Here is a 21,425-nt window from a genome sequence, read left to right as displayed (position 1 = left end):
TGTTCTCCTCGGTTCAGAAGTCGTCGTCGGTGGCGAGACCGCGGCGGACCTTCTTGGCGTGACGGCGTTCGGCGGCACCCACCCGATCGGTCTGGTCCAGGCGCGAGTCGGTGCCGCGGCCCGTGGGTACCACGTCGACACCCGCGTGAGTCTGCGGTTCCCATTCGAAGCTGACGTCACCGATCGTGACGGAGCAGCCCGGTTCAGCGCCCTGCTTGACCAGCTCGTCCTCGACGCCGAGGCGCGCAAGGCGGTCGGCGAGGTAGCCGACGGCTTCGTCGTTGTCGAAGGCGGTCTGACGGATCCAGCGTTCGGGCCTGGTGCCGCGCACGATGAAGCCGCCGGGCTCGTTCGGGTCTGCCACCACGCTGAACCCGGTCTCGTCGCGAGCGACAGGACGGATGATGGGGCGCGCCGGAGCCGCGGGCGGGTGAGCCTCGCGATACTCTTCGACCATCTTCGCCAACGCGAATGTTAAGGGACGCAGGCCTTCCCGACTTACGGCGGAGATTGTGAAGACTGGCCATCCGCGGGCTTCGAACTCGGGCGTGACGAACTCGGCGAGTTCGGCGGCATCGGGAACGTCGGCCTTGTTGAGAATGACGATGCGGGGGCGCTCGGAGAGCTCGCCGAGACTGCTGTCGCCCGACAGCGCCGGCTGGTATGCGGCAAGCTCCGCTTCGAGGGCGTCGACATCGGAGATCGGGTCACGACCCGGTTCCAGGGTTGCGCAGTCCACGACGTGCGCGAGAACCGCGCAGCGCTCGAGGTGACGCAAGAAGTCGAGTCCGAGGCCGCGACCCTCGCTGGCACCGGGGATGAGGCCGGGCACGTCGGCGACGGTGAAGGTGGTATCCCCCGACTGCACGACGCCGAGGTTCGGAACCAAAGTGGTGAACGGATAATCGGCAATCTTCGGCTTCGCGGCAGACAGCACCGACACGAGCGAGGACTTTCCTGCCGATGGGAATCCGACGAGACCGACATCGGCGACGGACTTCAATTCGAGGACGAGGTCGAGTTCCTGCCCGTCCTCGCCGAGGAGCGCGAAGCCCGGTGCCTTGCGGGCACGGGACGCGAGTGCGGCGTTGCCGAGACCACCACGACCGCCCTGCGCCGCCACGTACCGGGTGCCTGCGCCGATCATGTCGACGAGCACATGGCCGTGTTTGTCGAGGACCACCGTGCCGTCAGGCACCTTCAGCACGAGATGGCTTCCGTTCGCTCCCTCGCGGTTGCCACCGGCGCCCTGTGCGCCGTTCGTCGCCTTCGCGTGCTGGTGGAAATGGAAGTCGAGCAGCGTGTGCACACCCTCGTCGACCTCGAGGATGACGTCGCCGCCATTGCCTCCGTTGCCACCGTCGGGGCCACCGAGTGGCTTGAACTTCTCGCGGTGGACAGAGGCGCAGCCGTTGCCACCCTTGCCGGCGCTGACGTGCAGCACAACCCGGTCGATGAAACGGGACATGGGTGGACCTCTCTCCGAACGAAAACTACCGATGAAACGAACAATAGGGGCGGGTCAGGGTGTGCGACCCTGGCCCGCCCCTATTGGGAGTATGTCGCGAGAATGCTCTCGCGGTGTCCTTATCGGACGGCTGACTCAGGCGTCTGCCGTGGCCGGGACGATGTTGACGGTCTTGCGACCACGCTTGCTGCCGAACTCGACAGCACCCGCCGCGAGAGCGAACAGCGTGTCGTCGCCGCCACGTCCCACGTTCACGCCCGGGTGGAAGTGGGTGCCACGCTGACGCACGATGATCTCGCCGGCGTTGACGGACTGGCCGCCGAAACGCTTCACGCCGAGTCGCTGTGCGTTCGAATCGCGACCGTTACGGGAGCTGGATGCGCCCTTCTTGTGTGCCATGACGAACCCTCCTGGGTTGTGAAGCCGAAGTTCGAGTTACTTGATACCGGTGACCTTGACAACCGTCAGCTTCTGACGGTGGCCCTGGCGCTTGTGGTACCCGGTCTTGTTCTTGAACTTGTGGATGCGGATCTTCGGGCCCTTGGTGTGCTCGACGATCTCGGCAGAGACCGAAACCTTGGCCAGAGCGTCTGCGTCGGTGGTCAGCGCGGACCCGTCGACGACGAGGACCGGAGCAAGCGAGACAGCCGTGCCGGGCTCACCCTCGATCTTCTCGACCTTGACGAGATCGCCCTCAGCGACCTTGTACTGCTTACCGCCGGTCTTGACGATCGCGTACGTTGCCATCGGACGGCTACCCCTTGCTTCTTCGAACGTGCTCGCGTCACAGTGTTGCGACACGACTGGTCTGGTGTGGCTGCTGACTCGGGTCCCGCCGACTTCCTGCATCCAGGCGCAGCTGGGCTGTATCGCCGAGTAGCGACTGTGCAAGATTACGGGAAGGTGACTACCAGGGTCAAACCAGGTGTGGCCGAGGCCGGGTCGACGCGGGCCGACCCGGCCTCAGCACCTCACACCTGGGCGTCGACCGGCGGTCCCGCAGGACGCCCCGCCGCACGACGACGACGGGGACGACGAACGATCTCCACGTCGGCCGCTCCGTCATTCGTCGGCGCGACGTGCTCGGGCTCCGCGGGCTCCGCTGTGGTTTCAGACGTAGGCACCGACATCACGAACACCCGGGGTTCACCTGCACGATCTTCGACCGGTGCCGCTGCCGGTCGCGAAACCCTGCGGGCACGCCGACGGCGCGGAGTCGACGCGGACTGCCCGATCCCGGGCTCCGCAACCTCCTCCTGCTCTGTCGTCTCAGGCTCGGTCGTCACAGGCTCGGTCGTCACAGGCTCGGACTGCTCGCCACGTTCCGGCTCCACCGGCTTCGCAGGGACCTCTCGCTCCTCTGTGAGATCGGACACGGCCTCGCCGTGAACCTCGGAGGCGTCCTCCTTCGTCTCGACCGTCTCGGCGTCCCGGTTCTCTGCGACCACAGCATCTGCGAGCACCTCGCCGGCAGCTGTGTCGACCTGCGGTGTCGACGCAGCAGCCGGTGCGGCATCGTCGGCAGGCTTGTCGTGCGCTTGGTGGGCAGCCATCGCCAGCGCCACCGGATGGGCCGCGCGTTTCGCGGCCTCCTCCGGGTCGGGGACGTGCGCCGGGGACGCGGCGGCGGGTTCAGCGACGACGTCCTGCTGCTGGCTGCTCTTGTCTCGTCCACGCTTGCGTCGCGACCCTCCGCCCTGCGACGACCGTCCGGGCTCCTCGGCGGGCTTCGCCTCGACCGGCTCCGAATGCACGATGATGCCACGTCCCTGGCAGTGGTCACAGGTCGTGGAAAATGCCTCCACGAGTCCGGTTCCGAGACGCTTCCGCGTCATCTGCACGAGACCGAGCGACGTCACCTCGGACACCTGATGCCGGGTGCGGTCGCGGCCGAGTGCCTCGGTGAGGCGACGCAAAACCAGGTCGCGGTTCGACTCGAGCACCATGTCGATGAAGTCGACCACGATCATGCCGCCGATGTCGCGCAGGCGCATCTGCCGCACGATCTCTTCGGCAGCTTCGAGATTGTTGCGGGTTACGGTCTCTTCGAGATTGCCGCCCGCGCCGGTGAACTTGCCGGTGTTCACATCGACCACGGTCATCGCTTCGGTGCGGTCGATGACGAGGGTGCCACCGGACGGCAACCATACCTTGCGGTCCAGTGCTTTCGCGAGCTGCTCATCGATCCGATGCGCACCGAAGACATCCACCGTCGACTCCGACCGGTAACGCTCCACACGCGGCAGCAGGTCGGACGCCACGGTACGGATGTAGCTCTCGACGGTGTTCCAGGACTTCTCACCTTCGATGACCAGCTTGGAGAAGTCCTCGTTGAACAGATCTCGGACGACCTTCACGAGCAGGTCCGGCTCCTCGTACAGAGCCTTCGGCTGGCCCGACCCGTCGGACTGCACCTTGTCGGCCTGTTCGCGGACCGCTTCCCACTGCGACTGCAGACGAGCAACGTCGCGTGCGAGTTCGTCCTCACTGACGCCTTCGGCCGCGGTGCGGATGATCACGCCTGCATCGGCCGGGACGATCTCACGGAGGATGTCCTTGAGACGCTTACGTTCGGTGTCGGGCAGCTTGCGGCTGATACCTGTCGACGATCCTCCCGGCACGTACACGAGGAATCGTCCGGCGAGACTGATCTGAGTGGTCAGACGCGCACCCTTGTGACCGACCGGGTCCTTGCTCACCTGCACGACCACCTGGTCGCCCGGCTTGAGAGCCTGCTCGATCTTGCGGGACTGACCACCGAGCCCGGCCGCTTCCCAGTTGACCTCGCCGGCGTAGAGCACACCGTTGCGGCCGCGACCGATGTCGATGAACGCCGCTTCCATCGAGGGAAGCACGTTCTGGACCCGGCCGATGTAGATGTTGCCGACCATCGACGCCGATCCTGCGCTGGTCACGAAGTGCTCGACGAGGATGCCATCTTCGAGCACTGCAACCTGGGTCATGCCGATGTGGGGTCCGTCGACCTTCTCGCGGACGACCATGACGCGCTCGACCGACTCGCGGCGGGCGAGGAACTCCGACTCGGTGAGGATCGGGGGGCGCCTCCGCCCGGCCTCGCGACCGTCGCGACGACGCTGACGCTTGGCTTCGAGGCGGGTCGACCCGCTGATTCCCTGGACTTCGTCCTTCGCAGCCCTCGCCTTGGTGCGCGGTTCGCGCTCGTGGACGACGGTGTTGGGCGGATCGTCTTCCGAGGCGGTTTCGGCTCCGTCACCGGTGCCGCGCCTGCGTCGCCGACGACGGCGCCGGCGCGAGGTGCCGTCTCCCTGGGCCTCGTCTCCCGAGTCGTCGTCTCCCGAGTCGTCCTCGGACTCCTCCGGCCTGCTGTCCTCCGCACCGGCTACAGCGGTCTCATCCGCAGCGGGCTCCACAGCCGGCGCAGCCTTCTCCTCGCTGCTGTCGCTCTCGGAGTCGCCGGACTTCGCCTGTTCGGAATGCTCGCGCTCGGACTGCTCCGAGGAGCCGTCCTGCTGCTCGTGCTCGGCACTGTCACCACGTCCACGCCCACGTCCACGTCGACCACGGCGGCGGCGACGCGGATGGTCGTCCTGCTCGTCGTGTCCCTCGGCCGGAACGGACTCCGTCGACTCGGCAGTCGCCTCGGTCTCCGGTGCAGCTTCGGCGGTGGTTTCGGTGGACGCGGTCGCCTCGTCGGCAACCGCCGCCGCAGTGCCACGACGCGCCCGACGGCGACGCGGACGATTCTCGCCCTCCTCCGTCGAGGGAACCTCGGGCTGAAGGAACAGCGGGGCTGCGACCTGCTCGGTCGAGCCGGCGGGCACGGGTTCGGGCATCTCGAACAGCGGTGTGTCCTGCTCGAGGGAGGTGAACAATCCGGTCGGGCCACCCACGGAAGGCGCGGCAACGGGCTGGGTTGCTGCCGCATCCTTCGTGTCGTCGAGCTCGAGGGTGTGGCCGGTGGTCGACTCGTCGGCTACCGGTGCTTCGGCGATCTCCGTCGCTTCGGCCTGCACCGGCGTTTCGACAGCCTCCGACACTTCGGCGGGCACCGGTACCTCAGCGGGCACCGAGACCTCGCTCGGCGCCTGCGTCGGAGGGACCTGTTCGGCCGGACCGCTCAACGCGCTGTGCAATTCCTCCGCAGCCTCGCGGGGAAGGGTCGAGTGGGCGCTGCGCAGTTCGGTACCGAGCTCGGCGGCCTTCGCCATCACCTGCTTGCTGGTCAACCCGAGGAGCTTGGCGAGAGCATGCACGCGGATCTTCGCGGGCAAGTTCAGGGCATTCGCCTCGGTCGAGTTGTTCTCCTGCGGCTCTTGATCGGCCACGTAAGTCTCCTAAGACCCCCGGGCGCGTCCATCACCGCGGAATGGCGATGTGAGCGGCCACACGGGGGCGCTGCTTGTGTACTCGCGCAGCAAGCGCGAGTTCTTCCGGTCGCGCATCACTCGGTCGTCCTGTGCCCGTTTTCACTGCACGGCCGAGCGATGCCTGATTAGATCGCGGATCGAGCGCCGGTGCATCCAGCGTGCGGCCGAGCGAGGTATCTCCTGCGTTCCTCGGCCACAGCGATGTCGGGCATCCATCCGTGATGTCTTCGGTCGTGCCGCGCGGGCTCGTGCGGTACAACCTCCCTCAGTATCCCACACAGACATGTACAGATACGCCAACGGCGCCCCGAAGGGCGCCGCCGGGCACATTCAGAAGGGCCGGATCTACGCAGACGCGAGTGCGGGGAACCACAGCGCGATCTCGCGCTCGGCCGACTCCACAGAGTCGGAGCCGTGCACCAGGTTCTCGCCTGCCTCCAGCCCGAGGTCGCCGCGGATCGAGCCAGGGACCGCCTTCTCGACAGGATCGGTGCCACCGGCGAGCTGCCGGAACGCGGCGATCGCACGCGGTCCTTCCAGCACTGCAGCAACCAGGGGACCACCGGTGATGAAGTCGAGCAGACCGGGGTAGAAGGGCTTTCCCTCGTGCTCCGCGTAGTGGGCCGCCGCGATGTCCGCGGGGGCAGTGCGCAGCTCGAGAGCCACGATGTTCAGTCCCTTGCGCTCGATGCGCGACAGGATCTCTCCGACATGACGGCGGGCAACGCCGTCGGGCTTGATGAGTACCAGGGTCCGCTCAGTCACGAAGACAGCGTAGTGGTTCAACCGCGCTGGCCGGGAAGCAGACCCCGCCGCTCGCGGTCCTTGATGTCTTTACGCAGGTAGAGGATGTATGCCCACACGACACAGAACAGGACACCGATCGCGCCGAACGCAAGGTCGATGAAGAAACCGAAGACTGTCAGGACCTGCAACACGATGTTGAATGGGATTGCCCACGACCGTCCCTGGACACCCGCGCCCAGGAACATCAACACTGCGAGTCCCACGACGTATCCGGTCGACACGGCCGTCAGCCCGCCACCGAGCGTCGCGATCACCGGGAGCACCAGCAGTACGACGATCGCTTCGAGCACGAGTGTGCCTGCCATCACACCGCGGAATCCCTTCCACGGATCGGTCGTCGGCGGGAGGAACTCCGCGTTCGCAGCGTTCCCCTCCCCTGCGGTGTCCTTGCTGGAACCCGAATTCTCGTTGTGCGGGGCATTGTCGTTACTCACGCAGGGTCCTTTCCGAAGAGTGTGCGCGCAGCTCCAGCGGTCACGACCGAACCGGTTACGACGACACCGGCGCCCGACACCGCTTCGCCCGGCTCGCCGACTTCCTCTGCGATCGCGATGGCGGTCTCGATCGCGTCGGGCAGGTTGACTGCGGTGACCACGCGTTCATCACCGAAACGCGCGACTGCGACGTTCGCGAGGTCATCGACTTCCATCGCGCGCGGCGAACCGTTGTGCGTCACGACGATCTCGTCGAACACCGGCTCGAGTGCCTCGATGAGTCCCGCGACGTCCTTGTCGGCCATCACGCTGACGACGCCGACGAGCTTGCGGAAATCGAACTCGTCGGAGAGGGCCGCGGCAAGAGCTCTGGCACCGTGTGGGTTGTGCGCGGCGTCGAGAAAGACCGTCGGAGCGTTTCTCACCCGCTCGAGCCGGCCCGGGTTGACGACCGACGCGAAGGCTTCACGCACGGTATCGACGTCGAGCTGCTTGTCGGGACCGGCACCGAAGAACGCCTCGACGGCAGCGAGAGCGAGCGACGCATTGAACGCCTGATGCTCGCCGTGGAGCGGCAGGAAAATATCGGTGTACAGCCCGCCGAGTCCCTGCAAATCGATCTGCTGGCCACCGATCGCCACAGCGCGGCGCACTACCGAGAACTCCGAGCCCTGCCGGGCAACCGCGGCGTCGGCCTCGACGGCCTGCCGCAGCAACACGTCCATCGCTTCGGGTTCCTGCTGCGCGATGATCGCGACGGTGTCGCGGGGGACGAGCCCGTCCTCGGGAGCCTTCTTGATGATGCCGGCTTTCTCCCCTGCGATCTCGGTGAGTGTCTCTCCGAGATACCCGGTGTGGTCGATACCGATCGGGGTTATCACGGCTACTTGACCGGTGACGACGTTGGTCGCATCCCAGCGTCCCCCTAGACCCACCTCGACGATCGCGACGTCGACAGGAGCGTCGGCGAACGCCGCGAATGCCATCGCCGTCGTGACTTCGAACTTGCTCATCTTCGGACCGCCCGCGGCCTCCGACTGTTCGTCGACCATCTGCACGTACGGCTCGATGTCGCGGAAGGTGTCGACGTAGGTGCGCGGCGAAATGGGCGCACCGTCGACGCTGATCCGTTCGGTAGCGATCTGCAGGTGCGGGCTCGTGGTGCGGCCGGTCCGATGCTGCATCCGGGTCAAGAGGGCATCGATCATCCGCGTCACCGACGTCTTGCCGTTCGTCCCCGCCACATGGATCGACGGATAGTTGAGCTGCGGCGAACCGAGAATGTCCATCAACGCCGAGATCCGCGTCAGGGACGGCTCGATCTTCGTCTCGGGCCAGCGCCGGTCGAGTTCGGCCTCGACCAGGGTCAGCTCCGCAAGATCAACCGGGGACGGTGCTCCCGGCCGATCTGCGGACGCCGGATTGTCGGCACTCACGCCTGTCCCAGCTCCTTCAGCCTCGCGGTGATGCGGGCGATCTCTTCCTCGGCGATCTGCTTTCGTCCCGTGATCTTCTCCACCACGGGGGCAGGCGCCTTGGACAGAAACGCCTCGTTGCCCAGCTTCGCTGTGGTACCGGCGAGTTCCTTCTCCGCTGCCGCGAGGTCCTTGCGCAGTCGCGCGATCTCCGCACCGATGTCGATCGTCCCCGAGGTGTCCAGTTCGACGGTGACCGTCGCGCGACTCAGGCGCACCTCGATGGATGCGGATGCGCTGAAGCCCTCCTCGGGCGGCGTCAGACGCGCGAGCGACTGCACAGCAGGAACCTGGGCGTCGAGTTGCGCGGCGTCGATATTCGCGAGACGGGCAGCGACCTTCTGCGACGGCTTGAGACCCTGATCACTGCGGAAACGACGGATCTCGGTGACGAGCTTCTGCAGATCCTCGATTCGGCGGGACGAGTCCGCGTCTGCCGGGACACCGGAGGCAGCGGGCCAGTCGGCGATCACGACTGAGTCCCCACCCGTGAGCACCTTCCACAGGGTTTCGGTGACGAACGGGATCACCGGATGCAGCAGCCGAAGCAGCGCATCGAGGACGGTTCCGAGAACGACCTTGGTGCCGTCGGCGTGGACGCTGCCTTCGGCCAGCTGAACCTTGGAGAGCTCGAGGTACCAGTCGCACACCTCGTCCCACGCGAAGTGATAGAGCGTCTCGCATGCCTTGGAGAACTCGTAGCGGTCGAAGGCGGCATCGACGTCGGCGCGCACCTGCTCGAGCCGGTCGAGAATCCACCGGTCGGCATCGGTGAGTGTGTCGCGGGCGGGAAGCTCCCCGATAACAGCCCCGTTCATGAGGGCGAACTTGGTGGCGTTGAAAAGCTTGTTCGCGAAGTTCCTCGACGACTGGGCGTGATCCTCACCGACGGCGAGATCGCTACCGGGATTTGCGCCGCGGGCGAGAGTGAAGCGCAGAGCGTCGGCGCCGAAACGGTCGACCCAGTCGAGGGGGTCGATGCCGTTGCCGCGCGACTTCGACATCTTCTTGCCGAACTGGTCGCGGACGAGGCCGTGCAGGAACAGGTCCTTGAACGGAACCTTGCCTCCCTCGCCCCCGTCGAGTGCTTCGTCACCGGACACATAGGTGCCGAACATCATCATGCGAGCGACCCAGAAGAACAGGATGTCGTACCCGGTGACGAGAACGCTGGTGGGATAGAACTTGTCCAGCTCGGGTGTCTTGGCCGGCCAGCCCATCGTGGAGAACGGCCACAGGCCGGAGGAGAACCACGTGTCGAGCACGTCCGGGTCCTGCTCCCAGCCTTCGGGGGCAGTCTCGTCGGGGCCGAAGCAGGCAACCTCCCCATCCGGGCCGTACCAGATCGGGATGCGGTGACCCCACCACAGCTGACGTGAGATGCACCAGTCGTGCATGTTGTCGATCCAGTCGAACCAGCGCGGCTCCTGGCTTCGGGGGTGGATCACCATGTCGCCGCCGCGCACGGCGTCGCCTGCGGCCTTGGCCAGTGCTTCGACCTTGACCCACCACTGCATCGACAGGCGCGGCTCGATGGTCTCGCCTGAGCGTTCCGAATGCCCGACGCTGTGCAGGTAAGGACGTTTCTCTGCGACAACGCGGCCCTGCTCGGCAAGCTCCTCGCGGATCTCTACGCGGGCCTCGAAGCGGTCCATACCGTCGAATCGGGTTCCCGAGTCGGCGATCTTGCCTGTCTTGTCCATGATCGTGGGCATGGGCAGGTTGTGCCGCAGTCCCATTTCGAAGTCGTTGGGGTCGTGTGCCGGAGTGATCTTCACGGCACCGGTACCGAACTCGGGGTCGACGTATTCGTCCGCAACGACCGGGATCTGCCGTCCGGTGATCGGATGTTCGAGGGTCGTACCGAGGAGGTGCTTGTAGCGCTCGTCGTCGGGGTGAACCGCCACCGCGGTGTCGCCGAGCATCGTCTCGACACGAGTGGTCGCAACGATGACGTGAGGTTCATCGTCGTTCAGCGAGCCGTAGCGCAGGGAGACGAGCTCGCCTTCGACCTCTTCGAACTTGACCTCGATGTCGGAGATCGCTGTCTGCAGCACGGGCGACCAGTTCACGAGTCGTTCGGCGCGGTAGATGAGGCCGTCGTCGTACATCCGCTTGAAGATCGTCTGCACGGCACGGGACAGGCCGTCGTCCATGGTGAAACGGTCGCGCGACCAGTCGACACCGTCGCCGATGCGTCGCATCTGCCCCTGGATGGTGCCGCCGGACTCGCGCTTCCAGTCCCACACTCTGTCGATGAACGCCTCGCGACCGAAGTCTTCCTTCGTCTTGCCGTCCGCGGCGAGCTGCTTCTCGACGACGGTCTGCGTCGCGATGCCCGCGTGATCCATCCCGGGCAGCCACAGCACCTCGAAGCCCTGCATGCGCTTGCGCCGCGTGAGGGCATCCATCAGGGTGTGGTCGAGCGCATGGCCCATGTGCAGGCTGCCGGTGACGTTCGGGGGCGGCAGCACGATCGAGTAGCCGGGCTTGTCGCTCGTCGGGTCGGCCGTGAAGTACCCGGCATCAACCCAGCCCTGATACAGGGCGTCCTCGACTGCGCTGGGATCCCAGCTCTTGGGGAGGGCGTCTGCGGGATTCGGCGAGTTCTCTGGCGCACTGGTCACCCGACAATCGTAAGCGGATGACCCAAATCACCAGGACACGGCCCGGAGTCGTACCGACCTCACCCGAGGATCTCCGGTAGCTCGATCGGAGTGCCGAGGACATGTTCGGACAAGAACGACTCGACCGCCTGGTACCAGATCTTGGCGTGCTGTGGGCTGAGCACCCAGTGGTTCTCGCTCGGGAAGGAGAGGAAGCGGTGGGCTGTGGAGCCGTCGTCCTCAGCGGGCAGACCGGATTCGTTGAGCAGTTCGTACCAGAGGCGCAGCGCTTCGCCGATCGGGACGCGGTAGTCCCTGTCGCCGTGGATGACGAGCATCGGGGTGACGATGTCGGCGACGTACAGGTGTGGCGAGTTCTCGACAGCCATCTCGGGTGTCATCTCACGCTGCCAGTACCAGGCAACGTCGGTGGTCGGGACGAACTGGTCGAGCGCCCACAGACTCGCGTGGGTGACGATCGCGCGGAACCGATCGGTGTGCCCGGCGACCCAGTTGGCCAGGTACCCGCCGAAGGAACCACCCATGGCGGCCGTTCGCTCCGAGTCGATCTCGGGCCGCGATTCGACAGCGTCGGTGATGGCCATCAGATCGGTGTACGGCTCCTTGCCCCATCGGCCCCACCCGCGCCTGATGAAGTCGTCGCCGTAGCCCGTCGACAGCGCCGGGTCCGGCAGGAGCACCGCATATCCGCGCGCGACGAGCAGCCACGGGTTCCATCGCCACGACCAGGTGTTCCAGCTGCTCAGCGGCCCACCGTGAATCCACAGCACCAGTGGCGCCGGCGCATTTGCCGTCGCGGTGTCCGGGAGCGCAAGCCAGCCCCGCACGAGAGTCCCGTCCTCGGCAGTCGCGGTGACATCGGTGATATATCCCGGAAGCTCCGGCAGCTGTCCGGGTGCCCGCAGCGATGTCACCGTTCCGGCGTCGGACCCGGTCAGCGCCACACGGACAGGGTGCGGCGGTGCCTGATACGACGACCGGAGTGCGTACAGCACGGTGCCGTCGGGTGCGACGGATACATCGGTGTACGCGGCGTCATCGCCTGTGAGCTGCGCGGGTCGGTCCGCTCCGGGCCGGAGGACGAAGATGGGGGCGCGGCCGCGGTCGTCGGCGGTGACCACGAGACCGGCCCCGCCCGGCAGCCATGCGATCGAGGTGGGTCGACGGTCCCAGTCGCGCGCTTCGACGGTGGTAGTCCCCGACGCAATGTCGAGAACGCGCAGCGAGATACGAGGCGGAGTGTCCGAATCGCTCAACGACTCATGCAGGTACGCCAGCATGTTGCCGTCAGGAGACAGCCTTGGGTGGGTCGCGTCGCCGGTTTCGTCGTCGACCAGCGGCGTACGCAATCCGGTAGCCAGGTCGATCCGCACGAGCGTCGTACGTCGCGAGGCGAGGGCGCCGGCCACGATCCAGGTCGACGCAGCGAACGAGCCGTCCGCAGCGACGTCGAGGTGCGCGTTGCGCAGCGAACTCCGCACACCCGGAGTCAGGTCGGTGAGTTCGCCGGCAGCGTCGACGGCGAGCAGATGCGGACGGTCCGGCCCCAGATCGTGGTCCCAGTACCGGATCGGATACCCGGTGTGCATCACAGCCGAGACCTCGAGGTCCTTGCGTGCGGCACGGACGCGTTCGTCATCGGTATCGCTGTGCCCCAGTACATTCGCAATGAGCACAATCCGGTCTGCATGGGTGGCGGAATGCACTCCTGCAACACCGCCCTTGCGGGCGGCCATTTTCTCGGCCTCTCCACCGGACGCGGGGAGACGCCACAGCGAGGCCGGATCATCGTCTCCGCCACGAACCGCAGTGAACAAGAGGTCGCCGCCCGCGGTGAACGCCGGATTCGACTCCCCCTTCACTCCGTGCGTCAGCCGACGTGCCGGAGTGGCGTCCACCGGGTCGATCTCCCACAGCGCACCGACGAACGCGGTCGATGCCTCGTCCAGGGTCGATTGAGCGAGAACCAGTCGGGTGCCATCGGGCGACATCACGAGCCTCGTGGCACGAGGGAGCGCAAGGTAATCGTCGAGGTCGTCGAAGGCCGTCATGCCCAGAACCTTAGAGCGCGCCCGAGAACTCCGTCAGGAAGCTACGCGCCTCGTGGCGACGATCCTGACCGTTGACAGATCCGCAGTCACGCTAGCGTGAGGAGGAAACTGGACAAGCAACCAGAAGGAGACTTCCCATGGCACTGAACAAGACGGCTGTCTCGGCCCTCGCCGCAGGCGGGCTCGTCGGCGGCTACGCCGTTGCACGCCGGACCGGCAACCGTCCGCTCGGTGGCGCCGTGCTCGGTGTCGTCGGCGCAGTGTGCGGGACGCATTGGGCGCGCACGAGCGGTGCCGCCCGCACCACCGCACTGGTCGCGACCTACGTCGGCGCATTCGGAGCCTCCCATCCCCTGGCCAAGCAGATCGGTGCCTGGCCGGCGGTCAGCGTCGTCGCCGCGGGCACCGCGGTGGCGTCGCAACTGGTCAGCCGATGACACCTTGTACGGGCTTCGCGCTCTCGGAGTGACGTGCTGGGCGGGCGTCCGGCCGTTGGTTGTAACCTGGTCGTTCGACGAAACCGTTCAGGTTCGTCTCCCCGATATCGAACGGAGAACGCACAGTGGTCGATCTCGCATATGTCATCGCCGGGTCGGAAGCGACCGGCGGCGCAGGCCTGCAGGTCGACCTCAAGACGTTCCAGCAGCTCGGTGTCTACGGTGTGGGTACGGCAACGTGCATCGTCTCGTTCGATCCGAAGAACAACTGGGGACACCGTTTCTTCCCGGTGCCCGCCGAGGTCATCGCCGATCAGATCGAGGCTGCTACGTCGGCACACGATCTGCATGTCGTGAAGATCGGCATGCTCGGCACGCCGGCGACGATCGACGTCGTCGCCCAGGGGCTCGGCAAGCAGAACTGGCGGCACGTGGTGCTCGATCCCGTTCTGATCTGCAAGGGCCAGGAAGCCGGCGCCGCGCTCGACACCGACAACGCGCTCCGCGAGCAGATCCTGCCGCACGCGACGGTGATCACCCCGAACCTGTTCGAGGCGTGGACGCTGTCGGGTATGGACGCCATCGAGTCCATCGAGGATCTGACCGAGGCGGCTCGCCGCATCCACGATCTCGGACCGAAGTACGTGGTGGCGAAGGGTGGCGTGGAGTTGCCCGGCGACGAAGCTGTCGACGTGTTGTTCGACGGCGAGAACGTCACACTCCTCACCGCCCCGAAGGTCGGTAACGAACGCGTCTCCGGCGCCGGGTGCACGCTTGCGGCGGCCATCACCGCGGAGCTCGCGAAGGGCACCGACGTTGCCGAGGCCGTCAAGGCGGCAAAGGATTTCGTGACGAACGGCATCAAGGGCCGCGTCTCGGCGCACACCCCGTTCGACACGGTCTGGCAGGGCGCGTAGCCCGGGAACGAGGGTGATTGGCGCCGGTCACCCGAAGAACAGTGCTGTGATCGCGGTTTGGCTCTGCGCCTGTTCTGGGAACTCGACGATTCGGCACGGGATTCTTCGGCATGGACGACCCCTCTCTCACCGACCGTCAACGCAGGCTGCGGGCCTCCAAGACGAAGTTCGCCCAGCGAGACTGTGACGACGGCATGATCCGCCCCGTCGCCGGAAGCGACTGAGTCTCTCACCCACACCTCCTGACCGAGCTTCCCTCAGGGCAGCGCATCCCCCCTTGGTATTGTCAGCTCCGACGTGTTCGGCCTGGGGGGTCGAGCATCTGCCGACACGATCATGGGGGGATCGTCGTGACCGACGCACTACCGATAGTGCCGCCATATCTGTATCTGCCTTGTGCACAAGCAGTTTCCGATCCCGCTGATGCGGTCGTCGATCTGAGGAATCTCAGTGACGGCCGAACCGCACTGCTCGCCTACACGGCGCTCGATCGCCTGTTGACCTGCTGCGGCGACGCGCAGCCATGGCTCGTCGTTCCCGCACATCTGCTGCCGCGACTACGCCAGTCGTACCGATGGGACGTGCTTCTACTCGACATCGAGATCCCGGTACACGAACGCCGGAGCGCGCACGACCACCGCGGCACGCTTTCCCACCAGGAGGCGCTATGACCCTGCGCGCTGACCCCGACGAACTCGACCGTGCCGCAGCACGATACGAAGCGTCCGCGCATACAGCAGCCGACATCAGCCGGCGTCTCCCCGATTCGGTGCGCGCGGGTGCTGCGACAGCCCCGCTCACCGGAATGCTCGCCCACGCTGCGTCAGACCTTGCGGGGCTCGTTCAGACGCTCGGCTCGAGCGCGGCAATTCTCGGCGGATGTGCCGCGGCTTACCGCCGAACCGACGACGACGTTGCTACGTATCTCGTGACCACCTGGTCCAACAGCGACGACTGAACCAATGCCGATCGACACGTTCATCGACGGCGACCCCGCCGATATCTCCCGCATCGGCGACTGGCTCCGCCACCGCTTGGCACAAGCCATCGAGACCACGGGAGACGACGCGGTGGCCGCCCGCCGAATCGCCAACGACGCATGGGACGGTGATGCGTCCGAGGAGTTCCTGCGCGAGGCCACCGCTCTCGTCCACTCCATCGATGTCTTCCGGGCCGGAGTCCTCGACGTTGCAGGCCACTTCGATCAGATCGCTGCCGCACTCACGTCGGTGCCGGCCGAGATGGCCGAAATCTGCGACCGCGCCGCAGCAGCCGGTTTGTCCGTGGTGTGCAACACCATTGCCGATCCGGCTCCCCAATCGGACGAGACCGTCCTGCTCGCTTACAACGACGCCGCGGCCGCAGCCCAGGACGTGCACGCGCGCTGGGCGCGCGAGGTAGCCGCAGTGGCCAACCGATGGGCCAGTGACGCGTGGGCCGCATCGTTCACGACCAGTACTGGGCTCGATTATCTGACCGCAGAGTTGAAGCAAGCGGTGCACGGTCTCGCAGAAAGGGCCGACGACCTCACGCGGCAATCTCGGCAGTCGATGCAGTTTGTGGTCGATCTGCCTGACGGAACGCCGTACGACGAAGTGCGCCGACTCTACGGAGCCGCTCAGGGCACCGCCGACGACCTTGCCTCAACCACCGCGAAACATACGCAGCTGGCCGATGTTCCGGGGAGGCTGGCAATCGGCACGGGAACGCTGAGTCTCGTCGCCGGTGTCGGTATCGACTACTACGGCGGTGGAGAATCACTCGAGCAGGCCGTGGTCTCCAATTCCGCCGGACTCGGGGCCTCGATCGTCGCCGGAGCACTGATCGGGTCAGCATTGCCTGGGCTCGGCACCCTCGGCGGCGCGCTGGCCGGGACAGTGGCAGGAATATTCGCCTCAGGCGGGGTCGACTACCTCTACGAAGAATCTGCTCAGTCTTGGGGCGGATTGTGGGATGCAGGCCGGAGCGAGCTGCGCGAAGCGGCAAGCGCTCTCGGAGATCTCGGTGTCGCAGTCGGTGGACTCGTGGGGATAGGAGAAGGACACACGAATGCATCCTGACGAACACACCCGATCCGGGGTATACGGAGCCCGACTGATCTACCACGTCTTCCTGATCACCGGTTACTGGACGCTCATGACTCTCGGACTCCTGATCGGAGCGACCATCGAGAACGCTCTCGCGGGTCGACACCCAATCATTCCTGATGATGCCCTCTTGGGCGTGGCTCTGGGGACCTTCTCTGTCATCCATCCGATCTCGGGCTTCCTCATGTACAGCCCCCGAACCCGGCTCGCCGATATCACCGTCGGCACCGACCAGGGAGTCCCCGCCCTCATGCTGCGCCAGTCCCGGCTGATCTACACCCTGTCTGTTCTTCAGCTCGTCGCGACCACCGCGGTACTGATCCTGGTGGTGAATCTAGCGTTCGACCCTGGACCCCACCCCCTTGCCTCTGGATGGACACTCATGATGGTCATCGTCTCTGGCTGGCAAGTCGGAGTCGTTGCCCTGATGGCACTGCGTCGCATCCGCCCCGGCTACATCGCCATTCGCCATGACGGGATTCGGATACGAGGTTACGTCAACGATGCATGGGTACCCTGGAACAGCGTCAGTCCGTACTTGTTCAACAGCGACAATCTGTTCGCCAGTGTCCACATCCAACCCGAGCACCGAGTGGTCATCTCCTCCCGCGTCCCGCGCATGTGGATGAGCATCGACAAGCGCCAAAGTTTCCACGCTCACCCGTCACGGCCACGCAAGCCCGTCAGCGTCGTCAGCGCTGATCGTCGCCGCTACCGTATTGCTCCCGAAATCATCGATGCAGCCCTCAACCACTTCACCGAAAACCCCGCTGCCCGCGAGGAACTGCGCGACCCTACGGCCATCGCCCGCACCGTCGACACCCTTCGCACCCACGCACCCAAGACATGGTGGCGATCCCAGACGCGGCCCGTACCCATCCCCAGCCTCGCCGTCGATGCCCACCGCCTCCGCGGAGATTGATGGCGCCCATCCATCACCACAGCAATCCACACACCCTGTGCAGTTCGTCTTGAACCTCCCCGCAGGGACCCACCACGACATGCGCCGACACAACAGAGCCGCGCAGGGCACCGTCGACGACCTTGCCGCGACCACCGCGAAACATGCTCAGCTGGCGGATGTTCCGGGGAGGCCGGCAATCGGCACGGGAACACTGAGTCTCGTCGCCGGTGTCGGTATCGACTACTACGGCAGTGGAGAATCATCGCAACCGGCGGCGTCGACCATCTCTACGAGGACTCTTCGGCGGATGTCGTCAGCACATTCGTAGCCGGAGGCAGCGAACTCGGAGAAGCAATCGGCGCGTTGGGCGAGCTCGGCACCGCCACAAGAGGAAGCCTATTCAATGGAGATTGAAGACCTGTCGATGCGCACAGATACCCCGGTCCGAACGAGAGTGTACGGAACCCTCACGATCTACTTCCACTTCATGACCGCCTGGCTGCTGACGTTTGGCGCTGTGACCGGCGTGGTCGTCATCCTCGACACAATGTTTCACACCGGTTCGCATCCACCACACGCGAATCCGTTCATCCCCGACGACCTTGCCGTAGCATTGGCGTTCACATTCTTTTTCGGGCTACTCCCGGTTTTCTGCGTTCTCATGCACAGTCCCCGAACCTGCTCCAAAGAAATCAGAGTCGGCACCGACCAAAATGTACCGGCCCTCGTGCTATGTCAGTCTCGCCTGATCTACACCCTCGCCATGATCGTCGCATTACCTGCCCTCACAGCCGGGATCGTATTTCTCCTGAGGGCCAGCGAGGTCCGTGCGGACCGTGAGTTCAACTCGATACAACACGAGGTCGGGACTTGGGTACTCCTGCTCACTGTGATGTGTGGATGGCAGGTCGGCGTCGCTGTCGCAATACTGCTCGGTCGCGTCCGCCCCGGCTACATCGCCATCCGCCACGACGGCATCCACCTACGCGGCTACGCCAACGACGCATGGATCCCTTGGGACAGCATCTCCCCTTACCTGCGAACCACCCACCACCAAAACCTCACCATCCAGCTCGCCCACGACCACCACGCGATCATCTCCTCCCGGGTTCCACGTCTGTGGACGCATATCGACAAACGAATAGTCGGCCACGCCCACCCATCACGACCGCGTGAGCGCCGGACCAGCGTGGCCATCGACCGACGACCATTCCGGATCGCCCCCGAGGTAATCGATGCAGCGGTCGAACATTTCTACGAGAACCCCGCCGCCCGCGAGGAACTGCGCGACCCCACCGCCATCGCCCGCACAGTCGACATCCTGCGCTCGCAAGCCACGACCGCATGGTGGCGATCCCAGACGCGGCCGGTCGCACTCCCGGTTCTCACCATCGATGGGCCCAGAGGCCATTTCTCATGTGAATGAAGGCACTTGCCTGGTGGGCAAACGCATCAACCTCGTCGAGCAGTCACGAGCCGTACGTCGATTCATAGGCCCTTCTCAGCTCGACTCGTCGCTCGACAACGAGCCGATCGCCGACTGCAACGCGGCGGTGGCGGCCTCCGCCACCTCACGGAGCCCCTCCTCATCGGCGAACTGCACCATCAACTGCGGATTCATCGCATCGATCACGACGGCTTCGGGGTCGGTGCGGTCGCGGCGGACCACGACATTGCAGGGCAACAGCAACCCGATCTGCGGATCCGCGGTGACTGCCCGGTGCGCGAGCGGCGGGTTGCAGGCGCCGAGGATGACGTAGTCCTCCAGATCCGCGTCGAGCTTCGTCTTCAAGGTGGCTTGCATATCGATCTCGGTGAGAACCCCGAAACCTTGATCGGACAGGGCTTTTCGAGTACGTTCGACAGCTTCGGTAAACGGCGCGTGCAGTGTCGTCGACAGCGCGAGATCCATGATTGTCATCCTTTCCTCGATGGTGATCGACCGGCGGGTCAGGCCAGGGCCAAGAACAGCTTCTCGAGTTCGGCCACGCTCATCGGCTCCTTGCCGTCCTCCTTCTCGTTGGTCAGGCATTCCTGCAGACCGGTAGCGACTATTTTGAATCCCGCGCGATCCAGAGCCTTGGACACTGCCGCAAGCTGGGTAACGACGTCCTTGCAGTCACGACCCTGTTCGATCATCGAGATCACGCCGGCAAGTTGCCCTTGAGCTCGACGCAACCGGTTCAGTACGAGCGCGATGCTTTCTTCGTCTCCAACCATGGAAATGGTCCCTTCTCCAGTTTCCCACCACTGTACCCCCTAGGGTATTTGGCATGCCCATCTCTCATCCCACCACTGCGTGAGCACCGCGCCGGAGCAGCAGCCGCCGGAGCGGACAGAACTCACGGCGGGCGCACGCATACGTGGTGCCGGCTGCAGTGAGAGTAAGTACCGCGACCGCGACGCCGACGGCCGGATGGATCTCCTGGGCCAAGATCACCGATGACATGAGCAGGACGAACCAGCCGAAGCCCTTGCGCAGGGCATCAGGATCCACCATCGAGGTCAATCTGCCGCCCATGACGGTGCCGAGAACTGCTGCACCGGTGACCATCGCGGCCAGGCGCCAGTCGATCTGCACGGCCGACAGATACCCTCCCAGGCCCGCGAACGACTTCATCGCGATGACGATTAGCGAGGTTCCGATCGCGAGAGGCATGGACAGTCCGCCGAGAAGAGCCAGCGCCGGGACCACGAGGAAGCCGCCTCCGGCGCCGACGAGCCCGGTGACCAGACCGACGATCACCCCGTCGAGAAGTACCTTGCCGATCGGCATCGAATGCGTTCCGTCCTCGGCGGCCGACTTGCTCTTGCGACCACGCAGCATTGCCACTGCCGTGGCAACCATCATCACAGCGAACGCGAGGAGCAGCACGGTACCGGGAATGAATTGCGAGAGCAGACCGCCCGCGTACGCACCGACCATCCCGGCCAGACCGAAGAAGATACCGGTGCGCCACTGCACGCGACCCGCACGTGCGTGGGAGATCGCGCCGACCGCACTGGTCACACCGACAACGAGCAGCGATGTGGCGATGGCTTCCTTGGCATCCATGCCCGCAACGTAGGCGAGCAACGGAACGGTGAGGATCGATCCCCCACCGCCGAGCAATCCGAGTGTGACGCCGACGAGAACTGCCAGCGCAACGGTCAGCGCGATCACGATCAGTTCCTTTCGGCGGAGACGGTCTTCGCCGCGACGAGCCGGGCGACGACGGACTGTGCGTCACACGAGGCCGCGCGGTTGTACGGCAGCTTCGACAGCACCATGCCCATTGCGCAGGTATTCGACAGGGCAGCGAAGGTGAGACCCCCGCCGATTCCGGCCGCCAACCACTTCAACTTGGGTACCGCGACACTGGCGAGTACCGAACCGAACACGATCGAGCCTGCCACCAGTCGTACCTGCCGTTCGAGATCCCACCGACTCGCACCGCGATTGACGGGCAGCCCCTGCCCTTCCCATCCGAGCATGCCGCCGTCGAGGAGATGAACGTTGATCAGGCCCGCAGCCCGCAGGTCTTCTTCGGCCTGCACGGCGCGCCGGCCCGAGCGGCACACCAGCACGACATCTTCGTCGAGATGTGCACAGAACTCGTCACGATGCTCGCGGAGGAGGTCCAGCGGAACGTTGTACGCGCCGGGGATGTGAACGGTGTCGAATTCACCTGGGGTGCGCACATCGATGACTCGGATGTCCTTGCCCGACTCCATCAGCTCGAGCAGTTCGGCCGGATAGAGGGTGGCAGCAGGGAAGGCAGTCATGGGGACCTTTCGAGAGAAGTCGTACTGGATACCCCAGGGGGTACTTGACATACCCTAGGGGGTATATGCCAATCTGTCTACACGCCCCCGGAGTCCACCCGGCA

At 65.4% G+C, this 21,425-nt stretch carries 21 protein-coding genes; 8 read left to right on the top strand and 13 right to left on the bottom strand.

Annotation, left to right across the window (positions count from 1 at the left end):
• Positions 1 to 13: 13 nt before the first annotated feature.
• From obgE to ACTDXD_RS21480, 9 genes are all read right to left on the bottom strand, one after another.
• Positions 14 to 1,468: a GTPase ObgE gene (gene obgE, locus ACTDXD_RS21520; protein ID WP_440124255.1), complete on the bottom strand. Its 1,455-nt coding sequence runs from the start codon at positions 1,466 to 1,468 to the stop codon at positions 14 to 16.
• 135 nt (positions 1,469 to 1,603) lie between these two features.
• The gene (gene rpmA, locus ACTDXD_RS21515; RefSeq protein ID WP_169688609.1) at positions 1,604 to 1,867 is read right to left on the bottom strand and encodes a 50S ribosomal protein L27; all 264 of its coding nucleotides are present in this window, start codon (positions 1,865 to 1,867) and stop codon (positions 1,604 to 1,606) included.
• Positions 1,868 to 1,903: 36 nt separating this feature from the next.
• Positions 1,904 to 2,215, bottom strand: coding sequence for a 50S ribosomal protein L21 (gene rplU, locus ACTDXD_RS21510; RefSeq protein WP_169688608.1), 312 nt, complete (start codon positions 2,213 to 2,215; stop codon positions 1,904 to 1,906).
• Between the two features lie 224 nt (positions 2,216 to 2,439).
• The gene (locus tag ACTDXD_RS21505; protein WP_440124254.1) at positions 2,440 to 5,775 is read right to left on the bottom strand and encodes a translation initiation factor IF-2 N-terminal domain-containing protein; all 3,336 of its coding nucleotides are present in this window, start codon (positions 5,773 to 5,775) and stop codon (positions 2,440 to 2,442) included.
• Between the two features lie 387 nt (positions 5,776 to 6,162).
• Entirely contained in the window at positions 6,163 to 6,582 is a 420-nt protein-coding gene (gene ndk / locus ACTDXD_RS21500; RefSeq protein ID WP_378489939.1) for a nucleoside-diphosphate kinase, read from the bottom strand.
• Positions 6,583 to 6,599: 17 nt separating this feature from the next.
• On the bottom strand, positions 6,600 to 6,929 hold the full coding sequence (locus ACTDXD_RS21495) for a DUF4233 domain-containing protein (protein WP_440127739.1): 330 nt from the start codon (positions 6,927 to 6,929) through the stop codon (positions 6,600 to 6,602).
• Positions 6,930 to 7,054: 125 nt separating this feature from the next.
• The gene (gene folC, locus ACTDXD_RS21490; RefSeq protein ID WP_440124253.1) at positions 7,055 to 8,494 is read right to left on the bottom strand and encodes a bifunctional tetrahydrofolate synthase/dihydrofolate synthase; all 1,440 of its coding nucleotides are present in this window, start codon (positions 8,492 to 8,494) and stop codon (positions 7,055 to 7,057) included.
• Positions 8,491 to 11,160 carry a valine--tRNA ligase gene (locus tag ACTDXD_RS21485; RefSeq protein WP_440124252.1) on the bottom strand — a complete coding sequence of 890 codons (2,670 nt, stop codon included), beginning with the start codon at positions 11,158 to 11,160 and terminating at the stop codon, positions 8,491 to 8,493. The genes folC and ACTDXD_RS21485 overlap by 4 nt, the downstream gene beginning before the upstream one ends.
• Positions 11,161 to 11,219: 59 nt before the next feature.
• On the bottom strand, positions 11,220 to 13,211 hold the full coding sequence (locus tag ACTDXD_RS21480; RefSeq protein WP_440124251.1) for an alpha/beta fold hydrolase: 1,992 nt from the start codon (positions 13,209 to 13,211) through the stop codon (positions 11,220 to 11,222).
• Positions 13,212 to 13,348: 137 nt separating this feature from the next.
• Between ACTDXD_RS21480 and ACTDXD_RS21475 the strand changes: the two genes are divergently transcribed.
• From ACTDXD_RS21475 to ACTDXD_RS21440, 8 genes are all read left to right on the top strand, one after another.
• Positions 13,349 to 13,648, top strand: a complete 300-nt coding sequence (locus ACTDXD_RS21475; protein ID WP_440124250.1) for a hypothetical protein — start codon at positions 13,349 to 13,351, stop codon at positions 13,646 to 13,648.
• A 125-nt stretch (positions 13,649 to 13,773) separates the two neighbouring features.
• Positions 13,774 to 14,565: a bifunctional hydroxymethylpyrimidine kinase/phosphomethylpyrimidine kinase gene (gene thiD / locus ACTDXD_RS21470; RefSeq protein ID WP_440124249.1), complete on the top strand. Its 792-nt coding sequence runs from the start codon at positions 13,774 to 13,776 to the stop codon at positions 14,563 to 14,565.
• 350 nt (positions 14,566 to 14,915) lie between these two features.
• Positions 14,916 to 15,236 carry an SAV_915 family protein gene (locus ACTDXD_RS21465; RefSeq protein WP_440124248.1) on the top strand — a complete coding sequence of 107 codons (321 nt, stop codon included), beginning with the start codon at positions 14,916 to 14,918 and terminating at the stop codon, positions 15,234 to 15,236.
• Complete coding sequence (locus ACTDXD_RS21460; protein ID WP_440124247.1) at positions 15,233 to 15,523, top strand: hypothetical protein; 291 nt, start codon at positions 15,233 to 15,235, stop codon at positions 15,521 to 15,523. Before ACTDXD_RS21465 ends, ACTDXD_RS21460 begins: the two co-directional genes overlap by 4 nt.
• Positions 15,524 to 15,527: 4 nt before the next feature.
• Complete coding sequence (locus ACTDXD_RS21455; RefSeq protein WP_440124246.1) at positions 15,528 to 16,625, top strand: hypothetical protein; 1,098 nt, start codon at positions 15,528 to 15,530, stop codon at positions 16,623 to 16,625.
• Positions 16,615 to 17,574 (top strand): hypothetical protein, encoded by a 960-nt coding sequence (locus ACTDXD_RS21450; protein ID WP_440124245.1) that lies wholly within the window; start codon positions 16,615 to 16,617, stop codon positions 17,572 to 17,574. Before ACTDXD_RS21455 ends, ACTDXD_RS21450 begins: the two co-directional genes overlap by 11 nt.
• Positions 17,575 to 17,653: 79 nt before the next feature.
• Positions 17,654 to 17,884 carry a hypothetical protein gene (locus ACTDXD_RS21445; protein WP_440124244.1) on the top strand — a complete coding sequence of 77 codons (231 nt, stop codon included), beginning with the start codon at positions 17,654 to 17,656 and terminating at the stop codon, positions 17,882 to 17,884.
• A 435-nt stretch (positions 17,885 to 18,319) separates the two neighbouring features.
• Positions 18,320 to 18,982, top strand: coding sequence for a hypothetical protein (locus ACTDXD_RS21440; RefSeq protein ID WP_440124243.1), 663 nt, complete (start codon positions 18,320 to 18,322; stop codon positions 18,980 to 18,982).
• Between the two features lie 75 nt (positions 18,983 to 19,057).
• Here ACTDXD_RS21440 and ACTDXD_RS21435 read toward each other — a convergent pair whose 3' ends face one another.
• From ACTDXD_RS21435 to ACTDXD_RS21420, 4 genes are all read right to left on the bottom strand, one after another.
• Positions 19,058 to 19,468, bottom strand: a complete 411-nt coding sequence (locus tag ACTDXD_RS21435; RefSeq protein ID WP_440124242.1) for a DUF302 domain-containing protein — start codon at positions 19,466 to 19,468, stop codon at positions 19,058 to 19,060.
• A gap of 38 nt (positions 19,469 to 19,506) precedes the next feature.
• A complete protein-coding gene (locus tag ACTDXD_RS21430; protein WP_054716523.1) occupies positions 19,507 to 19,776 on the bottom strand; it encodes a metal-sensitive transcriptional regulator in 270 nt (89 codons plus the stop codon).
• 64 nt (positions 19,777 to 19,840) lie between these two features.
• Positions 19,841 to 20,719 carry a sulfite exporter TauE/SafE family protein gene (locus ACTDXD_RS21425; protein WP_440124241.1) on the bottom strand — a complete coding sequence of 293 codons (879 nt, stop codon included), beginning with the start codon at positions 20,717 to 20,719 and terminating at the stop codon, positions 19,841 to 19,843.
• Between the two features lie 2 nt (positions 20,720 to 20,721).
• Positions 20,722 to 21,321 carry a rhodanese-like domain-containing protein gene (locus ACTDXD_RS21420; protein WP_440124240.1) on the bottom strand — a complete coding sequence of 200 codons (600 nt, stop codon included), beginning with the start codon at positions 21,319 to 21,321 and terminating at the stop codon, positions 20,722 to 20,724.
• Positions 21,322 to 21,425: the final 104 nt, after the last annotated feature.

It is taken from the genome of Rhodococcus sp. SJ-3, assembly GCF_051918125.1.
Lineage (GTDB): Bacteria > Actinomycetota > Actinomycetes > Mycobacteriales > Mycobacteriaceae > Rhodococcus.
This window is presented reverse-complemented; position numbering and strand designations above follow the sequence as displayed.

What these genes read in the sequence shown, in the direction of transcription:
- obgE (WP_440124255.1), bottom strand. Translation starts at nt 1,468, where the DNA reads ATGTCCCGTTTCATCGACCGGGTTGTGCTGCACGTCAGCGCCGGCAAG.
- rpmA (WP_169688609.1), bottom strand. Translation starts at nt 1,867, where the DNA reads ATGGCACACAAGAAGGGCGCATCCAGCTCCCGTAACGGTCGCGATTCG.
- rplU (WP_169688608.1), bottom strand. Translation starts at nt 2,215, where the DNA reads ATGGCAACGTACGCGATCGTCAAGACCGGCGGTAAGCAGTACAAGGTC.
- ACTDXD_RS21495 (WP_440127739.1), bottom strand. Translation starts at nt 6,929, where the DNA reads ATGGCAGGCACACTCGTGCTCGAAGCGATCGTCGTACTGCTGGTGCTC.
- ACTDXD_RS21480 (WP_440124251.1), bottom strand. Translation starts at nt 13,211, where the DNA reads ATGACGGCCTTCGACGACCTCGACGATTACCTTGCGCTCCCTCGTGCC.
- ACTDXD_RS21475 (WP_440124250.1), top strand. Translation starts at nt 13,349, where the DNA reads ATGGCACTGAACAAGACGGCTGTCTCGGCCCTCGCCGCAGGCGGGCTC.
- ACTDXD_RS21460 (WP_440124247.1), top strand. Translation starts at nt 15,233, where the DNA reads ATGACCCTGCGCGCTGACCCCGACGAACTCGACCGTGCCGCAGCACGA.
- ACTDXD_RS21455 (WP_440124246.1), top strand. Translation starts at nt 15,528, where the DNA reads ATGCCGATCGACACGTTCATCGACGGCGACCCCGCCGATATCTCCCGC.
- ACTDXD_RS21450 (WP_440124245.1), top strand. Translation starts at nt 16,615, where the DNA reads ATGCATCCTGACGAACACACCCGATCCGGGGTATACGGAGCCCGACTG.
- ACTDXD_RS21445 (WP_440124244.1), top strand. Translation starts at nt 17,654, where the DNA reads ATGCGCCGACACAACAGAGCCGCGCAGGGCACCGTCGACGACCTTGCC.
- ACTDXD_RS21440 (WP_440124243.1), top strand. Translation starts at nt 18,320, where the DNA reads ATGATCGTCGCATTACCTGCCCTCACAGCCGGGATCGTATTTCTCCTG.
- ACTDXD_RS21435 (WP_440124242.1), bottom strand. Translation starts at nt 19,468, where the DNA reads ATGGATCTCGCGCTGTCGACGACACTGCACGCGCCGTTTACCGAAGCT.
- ACTDXD_RS21430 (WP_054716523.1), bottom strand. Translation starts at nt 19,776, where the DNA reads ATGGTTGGAGACGAAGAAAGCATCGCGCTCGTACTGAACCGGTTGCGT.
- ACTDXD_RS21420 (WP_440124240.1), bottom strand. Translation starts at nt 21,321, where the DNA reads ATGACTGCCTTCCCTGCTGCCACCCTCTATCCGGCCGAACTGCTCGAG.